This is a genomic window from Acidovorax sp. LjRoot118, from assembly GCF_964253575.1.
GTDB lineage: Bacteria > Pseudomonadota > Gammaproteobacteria > Burkholderiales > Burkholderiaceae_C > Acidovorax.
Window position 1 is genome coordinate 6,352,474 of the sequence record NZ_CAXURB020000001.1, and the last position, 15,914, is coordinate 6,368,387.

Sequence of the window (15,914 nt, forward strand, 5' to 3'; positions counted from 1 at the left end):
GCGTCAGCCCAGGTGCTGGCCCAGAATGCCGGCCAGCTCGAACATGCCTGCACTGTCCTTGCCGAACACCGCCCGCAGCTTGTCGTCGGCGACGATGGTGCGCTTGTCCTTGGGGTCCTGCAGGTTGTTCGCCTTGATGTACTCCCACAGCTTTTTCACGGCCTCTGGGCGGGCCACCGGCTCGCTGCCGATCACGGCTGCCAGCGCGGCGCTGGGGGCGGCGCCGGCCGCGGCCTTGCGCGGCGCCTTGGCGGTGGCGGTCTTGGTGGCCGCCGCCTTCTTGGTGGGCGCCTTCTTCGCGGCCGCCGCCTTGGCCGGTGCCTTGGCTGCGGCTGTCTTGCCGGCAAAGGCACCGGCAGCCGGCTTGCGCGGCGGGAACTTGCTCGGCGCGAACTCGAAGTTCACCTTGCCCGCCTCCTTGTCCCAGGCCAGGAAGGCCTTGAACGCGCGGCGGGTGCGCATCGAGACGAACTTGTCGAGCAGGTCGGTCTTGCCGGTTTCCAGCAGCTTGTGCATCTGCTCGCGCTCCACGGGCTGCTGCAGGATGATCTTGCCGCTCTTGAAGGTGCAGCTCGGCGTGGGCTGGGCAGCGGTGGGTACGGCCTTGCTGCACACGTAGTTGGCGCCGTGCTCGTGCACGCCGGCGCTGCAGATCGGGCAGGGGCCCAGGGACGCATCGGCAAACTCCACCAGCTCGCCCGATTCCTCGGCGTTCTTGTCGTCGCCGAAGTCGAACTCGAGCTTGTAGTTGTGCGCCTCGTCGTCGTACTTGATGACGATCTCGGAGGTGAAGGGCCAGCCGGCCTTGGAGCGGAATCCTTCCAGCGGCCCGATCTTCTTGTCGCGCAGAAGGGCTTCGGCCTCGGCCGTCTCGAAGGTGCGGCCCGCAGGCGACTTGCCGAAGCTGAAACCACAGGGCTCGGTGCCGGGCTTGCCCACGCAGGCGAAGCGGCGGTAGTTTTCCTTCACCACGCCGCCGCAGTTGGGGCAGGGCGTGGTCAGCGTGGCGTAGTCGCCGGGGATGGTGTCGCGGTCGTACTCCTTGGCCTTCTTGACCATGCGCTCGGTCATGGCGGCGATGTCGGCCATGAAGGACTCGCGGCTCAGTTGCCCCTTTTCCATCTGCGAGAGCTTGAACTCCCACTCGCCGGTCAGGTCGGCGCGGCACAGCTCCTCCACCTCCAGCCCGCGCAGCAGCGTCATGAGCTGGAAGGCCTTGGCCGTGGGGATCATCTCGCGGCCTTCGCGCAGCATGTACTTTTCGGTCAGCAGGCCTTCGATGATGGCCGCGCGCGTGGCGGGCGTGCCCAGGCCCTTCTCCTGCATGGCCTCGCGCAGCTCCTCGTCGTCGATCTGCTTGCCGGCGCTCTCCATGGCGCCCAGCAGGGTGGCTTCGGAGTAACGTGCCGGCGGCTTGGTCTTGAGGCCCTTGGGGTCGACCTGCTGGGTCTGCACCGTCTCGCCGGGCTTCACGGGCACCAGGTTCTGGCCCTTGTCGCCCTCCTTGCCGCCTTCCACCTCATCGGCGGCTTCCTTGCCGTAGATCGCCAGCCAGCCGGGGCGCACCAGCACCTTGCCCTCGGTCTTGAAGCTGTGGCCCACGGCCGTGCTGATGCGGGTCGTCACCGTGTACTCGGCGCTCGGGAAGAACACCGCCATGAAGCGGCGCACCACCAGGTCGTACAGCTTCTGTTCGGCTTCCGACAGGCCGCTTGGCGCCTGCAGCGTGGGGATAATGGCAAAGTGATCGCTCACCTTGCTGTTGTCGAAGATGCGCTTGGAGGGGCGCACGTAGTTGTTGGTCAGCGCCGTGCGCGCATGCGGCGCCAGGTGGCGCATGCTGCTGTCGGCCAGCATCTCGAAGGTCTGGCGTGCCACGGGCACGTAGTCCTCGGGCAGCGCGCGTGAATCGGTACGCGGGTAGGTCAGGGCCTTGTGGCGCTCGTACAGGCTTTGCGCCAGTGCCAGCGTGGTCTTGGCCGAGTAGCCGAATTTGCCGTTGGCCTCGCGCTGCAGGCTGGTCAGGTCGAACAGCAGGGGCGATGCCTGGGTGGTGGGCTTGCTCTCCTCGGTGACGCTGGCCTTCTGGCCGCGCACGGCGTCGGCAATGGCCTGGGCTTCGCGCTGCGACCAGATGCGGTCGGCGCGCATCTCCACGTCCTCGTTTTTCTTCCACTTGGGGTCGAACCACTTGGCGGGGTACTCGCCGGCCTCGGCCTGGAAGGCGGCATGGATTTCCCAGTAGTCGCGGCTCACGAACTTGCGGATCTTTTCCTCGCGCTCCACCACCAGCGACAGCGTGGGCGTCTGCACCCGGCCCACGGTGGTCAGGAAGAAGCCGCCATCGCGCGAGTTGAAGGCCGTCATGGCCCGCGTGCCGTTGATGCCCACCAGCCAGTCGGCCTCGCTGCGGCTGCGCGCCGCATGCGCCAGGCCCGCCATCTGCTGCTCGCTGCGCAGGGCGTCGAAGCCATCGCGGATCGCCTGGGGCGTCATGGACTGCAGCCACAGCCGCTTGACCGGCTTGCCCAGGGGCTTGGCGCCGCCGGCGTACTGCTCGATCAGGCGAAAGATCAGCTCCCCCTCGCGACCCGCGTCACAGGCGTTGATGAGTTGCGTCACGTCCTTGCGCTTGGCCTGCTTGACCACCGCGTTCAGGCGGGTCTTGGTCTTGTCCACCGGCTTGAGGTCGAAATACGGGGGGATCACCGGCAGGTGGGCAAAGCTCCACTTGCCGCGTTTCACGTCGAATTCCTCGGGTGCCTGGATCTCCACCAGGTGGCCCACGGCGCTGGTGACTACATAGCGGTCGTTCTCGAAGTGGTCATCGTGCTTTTCGAACTTGCCCGCCACGGGCGTCAGTGCGCGCACGATGTCCTGCGCCACTGAGGGTTTTTCTGCAATTACCAGGGTCTTGGTCATTTTTTGGTTTCTCGCCAGTCTGGCTGTCCGGCATCCGGCCGGTCGCTTCTACAATTCGTTGCCTCACGCGTACACGCGCACGCGCATGTGTGCATATTCAAGTTAACAGAGTTTTTGCCATGCCCCGCACCGCATTGCCCGCCGCCCCTTCCAACCCACCGGGCCGCCGCATCCAGACGCGGCGCTCGGGCGTGCACGGCAACGGCGTGTTTGCCGTGCAGGATATTGCAGAGGGCGAAGTCCTTGTCGAGTACACGGGCGAGGTCATCGGCTGGGAGGAGGCGCAGGACCGCCACCCCCATGATCCCCTGCAGCCCAACCATACCTTCTACTTCCATGTGGATGAAGACCGCGTGATCGACGCCAAGTTCGGCGGCAACTCCTCGCGCTGGATCAACCACAGCTGCAACCCCAACTGCTATGCCGACGAGCGGGACGGCCGGATCTTCATCACCGCCCTGCGCAACATCCACGCTGGTGAGGAACTCAACTACGACTACGGCCTGATCATCGACGAACCCTACACCAAGAAGCTCAAGGCCGAGTATCCCTGCTGGTGCGGCAGCGACAACTGCCGGGGCACCCTGCTTGCGCCCAAGCGGGGCTGGCGCCCTCCCATGCCGGCTGAGCCTGCAGCGCCCCTGCGTAAAAAGAGTAACAAAAAAAGCGGCGACGATGCCACGGGCAACAAGGCCTCCCAGCCCGGGCGGCGCGGAAAGCCATGACCCCGCTTTCCATCCGCTGGCCTGCCGAAGCCCTCTGGGAAGCCGTTGTGCCCCAGTTGCCGGGCTTTTCCGTCGAGGTGCTGCCCAGCATCGACTCCACCAACACCGAACTCATGCGTCGCGCGCGCGCAGGCCTGTGCGACCCCACCCTGCTCGTGGCCGAGCAGCAGACGGCGGGGCGCGGGCGCCTGGGCCGGGTCTGGCAGAGCGATGTGGGCGCCTCGCTCATGATGTCGCTCGGCCTGCCCCTGGCACCGGCCGACTGGTCGGGCCTGTCGCTGGCCGTGGGGGTGAGCGTGGCCGAGAGCCTGCAGCCGGTGCTGCCGCCGGAGGGCGAGGGCCAGCCCCCCCGCGTCGGCCTCAAGTGGCCCAACGACCTGTGGACCACCGGCGACCGCAAGCTCGGCGGCATCCTGGTCGAAACGGCCAGCTTTGTGGCGGCGCAGGGCAGCAGTGCCCTGCCGGCGGGCAGCGCGGCCCGCTACGTGGTGGTGGGCATCGGCATCAACGTGCTGCCGCGGGGCGGCGATGGCATGAGCATGCCCCCGGCCAGCCTGCAGGAGGTGGAACGCGGCCTCACTGCCCCCGAGGCGCTGCGGCGCATCGTGCCGCCCCTGGTGGCCATGCTGCAGTCGTTCGAGGGCTATGGCTTTTCCCCCATGCAGGCGCGCTTTGCGCAGCGCGACATCCTGCAGGGCCGTGCCGTCACCCTGAGCGACGGGCAGGCCGGCACCGCCCACGGCGTGGGCGAGGATGGTGCGCTGCTGGTGCAGACGGCCAACGGGATGCAGGCCATCACGAGTTCGGAAATCAGCGTGCGGCCCAGCCCCGCGCTGCCGTCATGAAAGAAGGATCTGCATGCTGCGCCTTCTCATCCTGATCCTGCTGTTGGCCAATGGCGGCTACTACGCCTGGTCGCAGGGGCATCTGCGCGAATGGGGCTTTGCGCCAGTGCAGGAGGGCGAGCCCCAGCGCATGGGCCAGCAGCTGCGCCCTGACACCTTGCAGATCCTGCGGGCCAGGCCGACCAACCCCGCCCCGCCAGTTCCCGTGTCCGAGGCCACGCCACCCGCGGGCACCGCGGCCGAATGCCTGCAGGCCGGCGTGCTCGACGAACGGCAGGCCGAAGCCGTGCGCACGGCGGCAGCCGCTCTGCCCCAGGGCAGCTGGGTGCTCGAATCGACACCCACGCCGGCCCGCTGGATGGTCTACATGGGCCGTTTCGAAGACCAGGAGACCCTGGACAAGAAGCGCGCGGAGTTGCGTGCCCGCAAGGTCGACTTCGACCGCCCCGGCGGCACGCTGGAGATCGGCCTGTCACTGGGCCGTTTCACCACGGAGGACGCGGCCAAGCGCGAGCTGGCGTCACTGGGCGAAAAAGGCGTGCGCACCGCCCGGGTGATCCAGGAGCGCACCGAAACCCCCGGCTTCACGCTGCGCCTGCCCGCCGTGACCGATGCGCTGCGCTCGCAACTCGACACGCTGCGCAGCGCACTGGCCGGCAAGGCGCTGCGCAGTTGCAGCTGAGCTGAGCTGCCGGCGCCTGCAGGCTCTGCACGCGGTGGCGCTCGATGCCGTTCCCTTTTTCCTTTGCGAACCTGATCCCATGACCGAAGAAGCCTCTTCCATCCAATGTGGCGAGCACGGAGAAGCCACGCCCACCTATGTCTGCGGGCACCTGCACCGCCACCCCGCGCAGCGCTGGTTCTGCGACGCCCCCGAGGCCGACTACCCCTTCCCCGACGCCTGGTGCGCCACTTGCAATGCCGAGTTGGTGAAGGAAGGCGGCGAGTGGAACGACCGCAACGAGGGCTGTCTGGACCTCAAGATCCTGTGCCACCACTGCTACCAGGGCTCCATGGCCCAGAGCATTGGCGCCATGCCCGAGCCGCAACTGCACGCCTGGGAAGACGCGGTGGTCGATGCCCACCATGCGCTGGTGCACAAGCAGCAGGCGCTCGAATCCGACCACGGCATCTCGCGCTTCGAGCGCTGGGACTACGACCAGGCGCAAGGCACGCTGACCTTCTCGCACGAGGGGGCTCCCCGGGTCGTGGCGGACATCGAGTTCATCGGCTCGGTCTCCAAGGCCAGCGGCACCTGGCTCTGGGCCTGGGCGAACTTCAGCCACCATGCCAAGGTGAGCACCCGCATCCCTGCGGTGCGCGAGTGGGGCGAGGTCCAGGGCTTTCTGCCGCTGACCGTGCCCCGCTGGGATGCGGACGTGACGGACGGCTGGGAGCTTTCGGGCGTGGCCGCGCAGGTGCTCGGTGCGCGCGGGGTGTACCGGGCGCCCACGGACAATGGCTACCTCTTCATGGCGTTGATGTCGGTGCGGGCGGTAGGGTAGCTTTGGGATGGCGCCTGTGCCATCCCAGGGCCTTCAGTCCAGCACGATGCGCGCGAAACGGCTCACGCGCCGCATCTTGTCGACTTCCTTGCGGATCTGCGCGTCGAACTCCTCGGGCAGGCTGCCGGAGCCGAAGAGACCCTGGTCCGCCAGCTGGGTCTTGACGCTGGGTTCCTGCAGCACGGCGGCCACGGCATCGCGCCACTGCCTGGCCATGGCGGCTGGCATGCCCGCTGGCGCCACCAGGCCGAACCACGACGGGTCGTTGCTGGAAAACAGGCTCAGCTCGGCATAGGTGGGCACCGTGGGCAGCACCGCCAGCCGCTCCTTCCACGACACGGCCAGTGCCCTCAGCCGGCCGGCCTGGATGTGCGGCAGGGAGGAGGCCACCTGGTCGAAATAAACGGGTACCTTGCCGCTCACCACGTCGGCCAGCGCCGGTGACGCGCCCCGGTAGGGCACGTGGGTCATGAAGGTGTTGGTGGTGCTCTTGAGCAGCTCGCCCCACATGTGGCCGATGGTGCCATTGCCGGGCGAGGCATAGGCCACCTTGCCGGGTTGCGCCTTCACGTAGCGGATGAACTGCGCGAAATCCCGCGCCGGCAGGTCGGGGTGCACCACCAGCACGCCGGGGGCCTTCACGATCTCGGTGATGGGCGTGAAGGCGTCGATGTTGTAGGGCAGGTGGCGGTAGACCGCAGGGTTGACACCGTGCGTGGACAGCGTGGCGATGCCCAGTGTCAGCCCATCGGGCGCGGCGGCCGCGACCTCGGTCATGCAGGTGGCGCCCCCCGCGCCGGGGCGATTCTCCACGGTGATGGGCCGCTGCAGCCGCTGCGACAGCGGGCCGGCGATGGCGCGTGCCGTGATGTCGGTGGCACCGCCCGCTGCAAACGGGACCAGCAGCCGCACCGGGCGCGTATCGGCCGTGGATTGGGCCCATGCGTGGCCTGCAGCCCATGCAATGGGGACGGCCCCGGTCAACAGAGTGCGTCGTTTCATCGGGGGCCTTGTGGATGGTGAAAGGCCCATTCTGGAGAGTTAGTGCTGCCGTGGATAACGACGTTTGGCACTCAGCATAGTCCTGGCAGGAATGTCCCGGTCGTGCCAGGTCTGCGATGGCTACTCCAACGGGATCGCCCGCGTCTCGCCGTGCCGCATCAGCCACACGCGCTCCGCGGGCACGCCGCGCTCGGCCAGGGCAGTGGCCAGGTCGCGCGGCGGGTGGTCGAAGGCCTCCTGGGTGAGTGCAAAGGTGCCCCAGTGCACGCCCATGGCCTGGCGCGCCTGAACGTCCAGCATCAGCTGCACGGCGTCGGCCGGGTTCACGTGCATGGGCTTCATGAAGTCGCGCGGCAGGTAGGCGCCGATCGGCAGGGCCAGAAAATCGACGGCACCGATGCGCTGGCGGATGGCCTTGAAGTCGCCGCTGTAGCCCGTGTCGCCCGGAAACAGGAAGCGCCAGGGCCCTGCCGCATCGGGCCGGCTCCACTCGAGCAGGTAGCCGCCCCAGAGCGAGGCATTGGTGTCGTTCAGGCTGCGGCGGCTCCAGTGCTGGGCGGGAGTGAAGTGCACGCGCACGCCAGGCGCCAGCTCCACGGACTCCCACCAGCCGAGTTCGGTGGTGCTGTCCATTCCGCGCTGCACGAACCAGTCCTTGAGCCCCATGGGCACTATGAAGCGCGGGTTCTGCCCCGCTGCCCTCAGGCGCTTCAAGGTGGCGCTGCACAGGTGGTCGTAGTGGTTGTGCGAGACCAGCACCGCATCGATGCGTGGCAACTGTTCGGGCGTGAGCGGCGGCGGCACGCGCCGCGGGGCGCCAAAGCGCCCCAGCGGACCGGCATGGCTGGCCAGCGTGGGGTCGATCAGCACGTTCAGCCCTGCCACCTGCAGCAGCAGGGAGACATGGCCGAGCCAGGTGACCACCGGCGCCTCGTGCCGTTGCGCCAGCAGCGCGTGGTCCACGGGCTGGGTCCAGTCGCGCACGAAGCGCGCGTAGCCTCCGGAGGGCTCGCTGCGCGGCTTGAAATCCCCGCGCAGCGAGCGCCAGGCCATCTCGTACCAGGGGAAGTTGCCGATCACGACCTGGTCATCGGTGTTGCGAAAACGGCGCGGTGGCGAAGCGGGAGAAGCAGGCATGGGGCATCCGGCAGAACGGGATTTTCATGATGCCTCAAACCGGTCTTCCCGGCTGCTGCCTCGGGCCGATGGCCCTGGTTTCAGGCGGGCGCGTGCTCGCTGGCCGCAAAGCGCACGCTGAAGCGCGCCCCTGGCGGCTGCATGCCGGGGTGGGCATCTTCGAGCACCACCTCGGCCCCGTGCTTGCGCGCGATCTCCAGCACGATGGGCAGGCCCAGGCCCGAGCCGTCGGCGTCGCTGCCCAGTGCCCGGTAGAAGGGCTGGAAGACCAGATCGCGCTCGGATTCGGGCACGCCCGGGCCCGAGTCTTCCACCTGCAGCAGCAGCACGCGGCCGAAGGTGTCGGCCAGCACGCGCGCGGTGACCACGCCGGGCCTGTCGGGGGTCGACGGGGTGTAGTTGAGCGCGTTGTCCACCAGGTTGCGCACCAGCTCCTTGAGCAGAGTCGGGTTGCCGTCCACCCAGACACCGGGCGAGCCAGGCTCGGCGCCGTCGTAGCCCAGGTCGATGTGCTTTTCGAGCGCGCGCGGCACGGAGTCGCGCACCACCTCGATGGCCAGGCGCGCCAGGTCGCAGGGCTGGCGCGCAAAACCCACGCCGCTGCCCTCGGCGCGTGCCAGCGCCAGCAACTGGTTGACGGTGTGCGTGGCTCGGATGCTGGAGCGGCCGATCTGCTGCAGCGAGCGCTTGAGCTCCTCGGTGCTGGTTCCCTCGCGCTGCGCCAGGTCGGCCTGCATGCGCAGGCCCGCCAGCGGTGTCTTGAGCTGGTGGGCCGCGTCGGCCAGGAAGCGCTTTTGCGTGGCCAGCGAGTCGTGCAGGCGCGTGAGCAGGTCGTTCACCGAGGCGACCAGCGGCGCCACCTCCAGCGGCACGGTGCGGTCGTCCAGCGGCGAGAGGTCGTCCGGGTTGCGCGCGCGGATGCGCTGCTCCAGCTGGTTCAGCGGCTGGATGCCGCGCGCCAGCGCCAGCCAGACCAGCAGCACCGCCAGCGGCAGAATCACGAACTGCGGCAGCATCACGCCCTTGATGATCTCGGTGGCCAGCACACTGCGCTTCTCACGGGTCTCGGCCACCTGCACCAGGGCCAGGGGGGCATCCTTCAAGGGCAGGCGCACCCAGATGTAGGCCACGCGGATGTCGATGCCGCGCAGCTCGGCATCGCGCAGGCGCACCTCGCCGGGCATGGGTACCTCATCGGACGGCGGGGCGGGCAGCTCGCGCTCGCCCGAGAGGAATTCGCCGCCCACCCCCTTGACCTGGTAGTACACCACGTCGGAATCGTCGGCGCGCAGGATCTCGCTGGCGGGCTGGGGCAGGTTGAATTGCACCGTGCCCTTCTGCACCCCCACCAGCTGTGCCAGCGCATGGGCGTTGTACTCAAGCGCGCGGTCGAAGGGCTTGTTGGCCAGGCCCTGGGCCACCAGCCAGGTCAGCGCCAGGCTCACGGGCCACAGCAGCAGCAGCGGGGTGAGCATCCAGTCCAGGATCTCGCCGAACAGGGAGCGCTGCTCGCGCTGGAAGATTTTCAAGGTGTTGGGTGAAGAGCTGGAAGTGCCGAGGGAAGGGTCAGCCTGGGATTTTTTCCAGACAGTAGCCCAGACCGCGCACCGTGGCAATGCGGATCGGGCCGCGCTCGATCTTCTTGCGCAGGCGGTGGATATACACCTCGATGGCGTTGTTGCTCACTTCCTCGCCCCACTCGCACAGGCGCTCGACCAACTGCTCCTTGCTCACCAGGCGCCCGGCGCGCTGCAGCAGCACCTCCAGCAGGCCGAGCTCGCGCGCCGACAGCTCCACCATCTTGCCGTCGATGGTGGCCACCCGGCCCGCCTGGTCGTACACCAGCGGGCCGTGCTTGATGGCGCTGCTGGTGCCACCCATGCCGCGGCGTGTGAGGGCGCGCACGCGGGCTTCGAGCTCCTGCAGGCTGAAGGGCTTGGCCATGTAGTCGTCGGCCCCGAAATCCAGGCCCTTGACGCGCTCCTCCACGCTGTCGGCCGCAGTAAGAATCAGCACCGGCAGCGCCGAGCCGCGGCTGCGCAGCTTCTTGAGCACTTCCAGCCCATGCATGCGCGGCAGGCCCAGGTCCAGAATCAAGAGGTCGAACTCGTTGTTGGTCAGCAGCGCGGCATCGGCCTCGCTGCCGCTGGCCACATGGTCCACCACGGCGCCGGAGCTGCGCAAGGTGCGCAGCAGGCCATCGGCCAGCACCTGGTCGTCTTCGGCAATGAGGATGCGCATGCGGGTGTCTCCTGTTGGGTGGCATCAGTCTGGTGCTGAGCCTCCCTGGATTCTAGGCGCGCACCGCGTCCAGGGCCTTGCGGCCAGCTTGCGCCGGATCAGCCGCGCGGGTCGTGTGCCAGCAACTTGTCCACCAGCGCGCGCAGGTCGGTGCGCAGCCGCGCCATGCCCTCGGGGTGCTGGGCCAGGGTGGTCTCGTCCATGTAGAGCTTGCGGTTGATCTCCAGCTGGATGCTGTGGCGCTGGCCGGCAGGGTTGCTGTAGCGGCGCACCAGCTCCACGCCCTTGTAGGGGTGGTTGTATTCCACGCTGTAGCCACAGGCGCGCAGGTGCTCGCACACCAGGGCCGAAAGGGCCGGGTCGGCGGTCGTGCCATCGCGGTCGCCGACCACGAAGTCGGCATGCACCAGGCCCGGGAAATCGGTGGCGTGGCTCGCGGCCACGGCGGGCATGGAGTGGCAGTTGATGTGGATGCTGTAGCCGTGGCGGGCGTGCGCGGCGGCTATGGCCTGCTGCACGGCACCGTGGTAGGGCCGCCAGCAGCGGTCGATGCGGGCCCGCACCTCGTCCACGCCCAGCAGCCGGTTGTAGATGGGCTCGCCCTCGTCCGTGAACTTCCAGATCAGGCCCTTGCCCAGGCGCACCTTGGAGAGCACGTGCGGGTCGGTGGAGATGGGGGCGGTCCACTCACCGTCGAGCAGCGTGGTGTCCAGCTCGGTGGTGTCGCGGTTGGCATCCAGGTAGATGCGGGGAAAGTGGGCTTCCACCCATGCCACGCCCAGCGCGGGGGCGAAGTCGTAGATCTTCTCGACATGGGTGTCTTCGGCGCGGCGCAGTGTGGGCAGGTCGCAGGCGGATCCGAAGTCGTCGGGGTAGCGGGTGCCGCTGTGCGGCGAGTCGAGCACCAGGGCGGTGGTGCCGGGCAGGTAGGTGAAGGTTGCCGCAGGCGCCAGCGGGGTGCCGGGGGAGCCGGTGGCACCGGGCTGGGCCTGCTGGAATCGTCGGTTGATCAGTTTCAAAGCGGCATGCATAGGCAGAGTGTGCGCAATAAGGGGCGGCTGGCCTAGCCGCCCGGACCGGTTGGAGACCATGGTTATCCCTGAGATGGTCTCCCCAGCTGTGGCCGCCGGGCCCGCAGGCCCGGTGTGGTGTCAATCGAGCGCGATCTTGGCGTAGGCCGCCACGCGCTTCATCTTGTCGATCTCGCGCACCAACTGGGCCGAGAACTCCTTGGGCGTGGTGCCCGAGGGGTACAGGCCCTGGCCGGCCAGGCGCTCACGCACGGCGGGCTCCTGCAGTGCCTGTGCCACGGCCTGCTGGATGCGGTCCACGGCAGCGGGGGGCGTGCCTGCGGGGGCCACCAGGCCGAACCACGAGGGATCGTTGTTGTTGGCAAAGCCGAGCTGGGCGTAGGTGGGGACGTCCGGCAGCACGTCAAGCCGCGTGGGCCACGAGACCGCCAGCGCCTTGAGCTTGCCCGACTTGATGTGCGGCAGCGACGAGGCCACCTGGTCGAAATACACGGCCACCTGGCCGGCCAGCACGTCGTTGATGGCCGGGCCTGCACCACGGTAGGGGATGTGCACCATGGAGGTGCCCGTGCTGCTCTTGAACAGCTCGCCCCACATGTGGCCGATGGTGCCGTTGCCGGGCGTCGCGAACGACACCTTGCCGGGGTTGGCCTTGAGGTACTTCACCAGGTCGGCGAAGTCCTTCACGGGCAGTGCGGCGGGGTTCACCACGACCACGCCGGGGGCCTTGACGATCTCGGTCACGCCCACGAAGTCCTTGAGCGGGTTGTAGGGCAGCTTGCTGTAGACGGCGGGATTCACACCGTGGGTGGACAGGGTGGCCACGCCCAGCGTGAGGCCGTCGGCCGGGGCGCGCGCCACTTCGGCCATGCCGATCGAGCCGCCTGCGCCGGCACGGTTGTCCAGCACCACAGGCTGCTTGAGGATGCGGGTGAGCGACTCCTGCAGGGCGCGCACGGTGATGTCGGTGGCGCCGCCGGGTGGAAAGGGCACGACGATGCGCAGGGGCTTGCCTTCTTGCGCAAAGGACATTCCAGGAATGAAAGATGCAGCAGCCAGGGTGGTGAGCAGGTGACGGCGTTTCATGTGCGGTTTTCCTATGAAGGGGGTTTGAGATTAAATGATCCGGTGCCCACTACCAAGCAATGGATGTGCCTGATAACATTCCAATATGGAATGATTTGAGAACTTACTATGTCTTCTCTTCGACGCCTCTCCCCACCCTTGCATCTTCTGCGTGCCTTTTCCACCGTGACCCGGTTCGGCGGCGTTTCGCGCGCGGCCGAGGCCCTGCACCTGACGCAAAGCGCGGTGAGCAAGCAGGTCAAGGAGCTGGAGGGTTGGGTGGGTGTGCCGCTGTTCGAGCGCAGCCGCAAGCGCCTGGCGCTCACGCCCGCCGGGGAGCGCTACGAAAAGGCCGTGCGGGCCGTGCTCGCGCAGCTGGAGGCGGCCACGTTGGAACTCATCACCAGCGACGACGGCGGCGGCGCGCTGCACCTGTCGAGCCTGCCCACCTTTGCGGCCAAGTGGCTCATTCCGCGGCTGCCGCAGTTCCAGCAGCAGCACCCGCAGGTCACGCTGCACTTCGTGCCCTACGTGCACAGCTACAACTTCGAGCGGCCCGAACTCGACTGCGCCATCCTCTTCGGCGATGGTCACTGGCCCGGTGCACACGCCCACTACCTCACGGGCCAGGACGTGGCGCTGATCGCGCCGCGCACCCGCGTGGCGGACTGGGCCATCGACAGTCCGCGCGACGTGGCGCGCCACACCTTGCTGCGCCACGTTACGGTGCCCGAGGCCTGGCTGCGCTGGAGCGAAACGCATGGCGTGCAGGGGCTCAATCCGCTGGCCGGTCCGCAGTTCGACCAGTTCCAGTCCATGATCCGCGCGGTGATGGCCGGCATGGGCCTGGCGCTGGTGCCGCGTTGCCTGGTGCAGGACGAGATCACCAGCGGCCTGGTGCGCGAACCGCTGCCCGGCTGCGGCTACCAAAGCGAAGTCGGTTATTGGTTCTGCTACCCCGAGGGGCGCAACCAGCTGCAGACCCTGCAGCAGTTCCGCCAATGGCTGCTGGCCTGTGCCGAACCTTCGGGCATGCGCACGCCACCTGCCTGAACAGGTTCCTGTCCTCAGCCCCTGGCGCTGTCCCTGCGGCTGGCGCCGTCACCCGTCGTGTCGCCACTGGCGTAGGCTTCCAGCCCGATGGCCACCACCGTGGCCACGTCCCTGCCCACCTCGGCCCGGAACTCGGCTTCGGCCTGGGCCACCGCATCGCGAAAGGCCTGCAGCCAGGCCAGGCCGGTGGGCGTGAAGCACACGCGCCGCGCGCGTGCATCCAGCGGGTCCGCCTCGCGCGTGACCAGGCCCCAGGCCTCGCACTGGTCCACCAGGGTGGCCATGGCCTGCTTGGTCATGCCGGCACGCTGGGCCAGGTCGGTCAGGCGGTCGCCCTGCAGCGCCAGGTGGCGCGTGATGTGCACGTGCGCCGCGCTCACCTGGTCGCGCGCCGCCAGGTTGGACAGGGCCAGCGGCACCTCCACATTGCGCGCCATGAGCTGCAGCACCTGGGCATCGAAGCGGCGCATGGCGTGGCCGAGCAGGCGGCCCAGGTGGGTCTGGCGCCAGCCGTCTTCCATCGGAGTGGATGCGGCAAGGGACGAAGAATCAGGCATGCAGTATTGTCAGGCAAACTGACTAAATAGTGCATTGATGGGATTCAATGGCTCGCATAAACTACTGTTCAAGCATCCAGCCTGTAGTTAATTGCAGACGAAGTGCAAACACCCAACCCGTTGTTTCTCAAGGAGTTTTCTCATGGACGTCGCAGTCAAAGGCACCAACCCCGCCCTCCCCGTCAACACCGAAAAGGCCAAGGCGCTGGCGGCTGCGCTCGCCCAGATCGAGAAGCAGTTCGGCAAGGGCACCATCATGCGCCTAGGCGAAGGCGAGGTGATCGAGGACATCCAGGTCGTCTCCACCGGCTCGCTGGGTCTGGACATCGCACTGGGCGTGGGCGGCCTGCCGCGCGGCCGTGTGGTCGAGATTTACGGCCCGGAATCCTCGGGCAAGACCACGCTCACGCTGCAGGTGATTGCCGAAATGCAAAAGCAGGGTGGCACCTGCGCCTTCGTGGACGCCGAGCACGCCCTGGACGTGCAGTACGCCCAGAAGCTGGGTGTGCAGCTGTCCGACCTGCTGATCAGCCAGCCCGACACCGGCGAGCAGGCCCTGGAAATCGTGGACAGCCTGGTGCGCTCGGGCGCCGTGGACCTGATCGTCATCGACTCGGTCGCCGCACTCACGCCCAAGGCCGAAATCGAAGGCGAAATGGGCGATGCCCTGCCCGGCCTGCAGGCCCGCCTGATGAGCCAGGCACTGCGCAAACTGACGGCCACGATCAAGAAGACCAATTGCATGGTCATCTTCATCAACCAGATCCGCATGAAGATCGGTGTGATGTTCGGCAGCCCCGAAACCACCACCGGGGGCAATGCGCTCAAGTTCTACGCCTCGGTGCGCCTCGATATCCGCCGCACCGGCACCATCAAGAAGGGCGACGAAGCCATCGGCAACGAGACCAAGGTCAAGGTGGTCAAGAACAAGGTGAGCCCCCCCTTCAAGACGGCCGAGTTCGACATCCTCTTTGGCGAGGGCATCAGCCGTGAGGGCGAGATCATCGACATGGGCGTGACCGCCAAGATCGTCGAGAAGTCGGGCGCCTGGTATGCCTACAACGGCGAGAAGATCGGCCAGGGCCGTGACAACGCGCGCGAGTTCTTGCGCGAGAACCCCGACCTCGCCCGCGAGATCGAGAACAAGGTGCGTGAAGGCCTGGGCATTGCGCTCCTGCCCGACGCACTGCAGGCGGCGGCCCCGGCTGCATCCGAAGAGTGATGCATTGAGCATCGCCAGGCAAAGGCTGTCATCGGCAGCCTTTGCCGCAGACGATGGCGGCCATCGCTCCTGCACGGAGCGGTGGCCGTTGTCGTTTGCGGCTTCGCCGTCCCATCCACCTGTCGTTCACCTGCGGATCGAAACCCATGGGCTTTGCCACCCTTTCCCTCAAAGGCCGCGCGCTGCGGCTGCTGGGCCAGCGCGAGCATTCACGCGCCGAGCTGCTGCGCAAGCTGCGCCCGCACGTGCAGGAGGGGGAGGACCTCGAAGCCGTGCTGGCCGAACTCGAGGACAAGGACTTCATCAGCGAGGAGCGCGTGGTGGCCTCGGTCGTGAACCTGCGTGCCGGCCGCATGGGCGCCGCGCGCATCCGCCAGGAGTTGCAGGCCAAGGGCGTGGGCGGCGAGGTGGTGCAGCAGGCCCTGGCGCAGTTGCAGCACACGGAATTGGCGCGCGCCCGCGAGGTGTGGCGCCGCCGCTTCGGCGAGCCAGCGGCCGATCCGCAGGGGCGTGCCAAGCAGGTGCGATTCTTGATGGCGCGGGGCTTTTCAGGGGACGTGGTGCACCGGGTGATACGGGGTGCTGCTGAAGACGACGAGGCCTGAGCCG

15 protein-coding genes are annotated in these 15,914 nt (G+C 67.8%); 7 read left to right on the top strand and 8 right to left on the bottom strand.

Annotation, left to right across the window (positions count from 1 at the left end):
- Positions 1 to 3: 3 nt before the first annotated feature.
- Positions 4 to 2,922: a DNA topoisomerase III gene (locus ACSQ9E_RS29840; RefSeq protein ID WP_436219941.1), complete on the bottom strand. Its 2,919-nt coding sequence runs from the start codon at positions 2,920 to 2,922 to the stop codon at positions 4 to 6.
- A 119-nt stretch (positions 2,923 to 3,041) separates the two neighbouring features.
- Between ACSQ9E_RS29840 and ACSQ9E_RS29845 the strand changes: the two genes are divergently transcribed.
- From ACSQ9E_RS29845 to ACSQ9E_RS29860, 4 genes are all read left to right on the top strand, one after another.
- A complete protein-coding gene (locus ACSQ9E_RS29845; protein ID WP_436219942.1) occupies positions 3,042 to 3,647 on the top strand; it encodes an SET domain-containing protein in 606 nt (201 codons plus the stop codon).
- Entirely contained in the window at positions 3,644 to 4,492 is an 849-nt protein-coding gene (locus ACSQ9E_RS29850; RefSeq protein WP_436219943.1) for a biotin--[acetyl-CoA-carboxylase] ligase, read from the top strand. The genes ACSQ9E_RS29845 and ACSQ9E_RS29850 overlap by 4 nt, the downstream gene beginning before the upstream one ends.
- A 13-nt stretch (positions 4,493 to 4,505) precedes the next feature.
- Complete coding sequence (locus ACSQ9E_RS29855; protein ID WP_057200595.1) at positions 4,506 to 5,174, top strand: hypothetical protein; 669 nt, start codon at positions 4,506 to 4,508, stop codon at positions 5,172 to 5,174.
- Between the two features lie 79 nt (positions 5,175 to 5,253).
- A complete protein-coding gene (locus ACSQ9E_RS29860; protein ID WP_057267004.1) occupies positions 5,254 to 5,997 on the top strand; it encodes a DUF6882 domain-containing protein in 744 nt (247 codons plus the stop codon).
- Between the two features lie 33 nt (positions 5,998 to 6,030).
- Here the strand turns inward: ACSQ9E_RS29860 and ACSQ9E_RS29865 are convergent, their stop codons facing one another.
- The 6 genes from ACSQ9E_RS29865 to ACSQ9E_RS29890 all read right to left on the bottom strand — a co-directional run bounded on the left by ACSQ9E_RS29865 (position 6,031) and on the right by ACSQ9E_RS29890 (position 12,494).
- The gene (locus tag ACSQ9E_RS29865; RefSeq protein WP_436219944.1) at positions 6,031 to 6,999 is read right to left on the bottom strand and encodes a tripartite tricarboxylate transporter substrate-binding protein; all 969 of its coding nucleotides are present in this window, start codon (positions 6,997 to 6,999) and stop codon (positions 6,031 to 6,033) included.
- 120 nt (positions 7,000 to 7,119) lie between these two features.
- Entirely contained in the window at positions 7,120 to 8,136 is a 1,017-nt protein-coding gene (locus ACSQ9E_RS29870) for an MBL fold metallo-hydrolase (RefSeq protein ID WP_436219945.1), read from the bottom strand.
- 80 nt (positions 8,137 to 8,216) lie between these two features.
- A complete protein-coding gene (locus ACSQ9E_RS29875; protein ID WP_436219946.1) occupies positions 8,217 to 9,665 on the bottom strand; it encodes a sensor histidine kinase N-terminal domain-containing protein in 1,449 nt (482 codons plus the stop codon).
- A gap of 37 nt (positions 9,666 to 9,702) precedes the next feature.
- Positions 9,703 to 10,377 carry a response regulator gene (locus ACSQ9E_RS29880; protein WP_007860685.1) on the bottom strand — a complete coding sequence of 225 codons (675 nt, stop codon included), beginning with the start codon at positions 10,375 to 10,377 and terminating at the stop codon, positions 9,703 to 9,705.
- Positions 10,378 to 10,475: 98 nt separating this feature from the next.
- On the bottom strand, positions 10,476 to 11,408 hold the full coding sequence (locus tag ACSQ9E_RS29885; RefSeq protein ID WP_436219947.1) for an N-formylglutamate amidohydrolase: 933 nt from the start codon (positions 11,406 to 11,408) through the stop codon (positions 10,476 to 10,478).
- Positions 11,409 to 11,528: 120 nt separating this feature from the next.
- Positions 11,529 to 12,494 (bottom strand): tripartite tricarboxylate transporter substrate binding protein BugE, encoded by a 966-nt coding sequence (locus tag ACSQ9E_RS29890; RefSeq protein WP_436176126.1) that lies wholly within the window; start codon positions 12,492 to 12,494, stop codon positions 11,529 to 11,531.
- Between the two features lie 108 nt (positions 12,495 to 12,602).
- Here ACSQ9E_RS29890 and ACSQ9E_RS29895 point away from each other — a divergent pair, with 108 nt between their 5' ends.
- Positions 12,603 to 13,526 carry a LysR substrate-binding domain-containing protein gene (locus ACSQ9E_RS29895; RefSeq protein ID WP_436219948.1) on the top strand — a complete coding sequence of 308 codons (924 nt, stop codon included), beginning with the start codon at positions 12,603 to 12,605 and terminating at the stop codon, positions 13,524 to 13,526.
- A 14-nt stretch (positions 13,527 to 13,540) separates the two neighbouring features.
- Here ACSQ9E_RS29895 and ACSQ9E_RS29900 read toward each other — a convergent pair whose 3' ends face one another.
- Complete coding sequence (locus ACSQ9E_RS29900) at positions 13,541 to 14,083, bottom strand: MarR family winged helix-turn-helix transcriptional regulator (RefSeq protein ID WP_057267019.1); 543 nt, start codon at positions 14,081 to 14,083, stop codon at positions 13,541 to 13,543.
- 142 nt (positions 14,084 to 14,225) lie between these two features.
- Between ACSQ9E_RS29900 and recA the strand changes: the two genes are divergently transcribed.
- Both recA and recX read left to right on the top strand, forming a co-directional pair.
- On the top strand, positions 14,226 to 15,305 hold the full coding sequence (recA, locus tag ACSQ9E_RS29905; protein ID WP_057200604.1) for a recombinase RecA: 1,080 nt from the start codon (positions 14,226 to 14,228) through the stop codon (positions 15,303 to 15,305).
- A gap of 146 nt (positions 15,306 to 15,451) precedes the next feature.
- Entirely contained in the window at positions 15,452 to 15,910 is a 459-nt protein-coding gene (recX, locus tag ACSQ9E_RS29910) for a recombination regulator RecX (protein ID WP_436219949.1), read from the top strand.
- Positions 15,911 to 15,914: the final 4 nt, after the last annotated feature.

Bases quoted from the DNA above. Each gene is read 5' to 3' on its own strand.
- ACSQ9E_RS29855 (WP_057200595.1), top strand. From the start codon at position 4,506: ATGCTGCGCCTTCTCATCCTGATCCTGCTGTTGGCCAATGGCGGCTAC.
- ACSQ9E_RS29900 (WP_057267019.1), bottom strand. From the start codon at position 14,083: ATGCCTGATTCTTCGTCCCTTGCCGCATCCACTCCGATGGAAGACGGC.
- ACSQ9E_RS29840 (WP_436219941.1), bottom strand. From the start codon at position 2,922: ATGACCAAGACCCTGGTAATTGCAGAAAAACCCTCAGTGGCGCAGGAC.
- ACSQ9E_RS29880 (WP_007860685.1), bottom strand. From the start codon at position 10,377: ATGCGCATCCTCATTGCCGAAGACGACCAGGTGCTGGCCGATGGCCTG.
- recA (WP_057200604.1), top strand. From the start codon at position 14,226: ATGGACGTCGCAGTCAAAGGCACCAACCCCGCCCTCCCCGTCAACACC.
- ACSQ9E_RS29890 (WP_436176126.1), bottom strand. From the start codon at position 12,494: ATGAAACGCCGTCACCTGCTCACCACCCTGGCTGCTGCATCTTTCATT.
- ACSQ9E_RS29850 (WP_436219943.1), top strand. From the start codon at position 3,644: ATGACCCCGCTTTCCATCCGCTGGCCTGCCGAAGCCCTCTGGGAAGCC.
- ACSQ9E_RS29895 (WP_436219948.1), top strand. From the start codon at position 12,603: ATGTCTTCTCTTCGACGCCTCTCCCCACCCTTGCATCTTCTGCGTGCC.
- ACSQ9E_RS29860 (WP_057267004.1), top strand. From the start codon at position 5,254: ATGACCGAAGAAGCCTCTTCCATCCAATGTGGCGAGCACGGAGAAGCC.
- ACSQ9E_RS29885 (WP_436219947.1), bottom strand. From the start codon at position 11,408: ATGCATGCCGCTTTGAAACTGATCAACCGACGATTCCAGCAGGCCCAG.
- recX (WP_436219949.1), top strand. From the start codon at position 15,452: ATGGGCTTTGCCACCCTTTCCCTCAAAGGCCGCGCGCTGCGGCTGCTG.
- ACSQ9E_RS29865 (WP_436219944.1), bottom strand. From the start codon at position 6,999: ATGAAACGACGCACTCTGTTGACCGGGGCCGTCCCCATTGCATGGGCT.
- ACSQ9E_RS29845 (WP_436219942.1), top strand. From the start codon at position 3,042: ATGCCCCGCACCGCATTGCCCGCCGCCCCTTCCAACCCACCGGGCCGC.
- ACSQ9E_RS29870 (WP_436219945.1), bottom strand. From the start codon at position 8,136: ATGCCTGCTTCTCCCGCTTCGCCACCGCGCCGTTTTCGCAACACCGAT.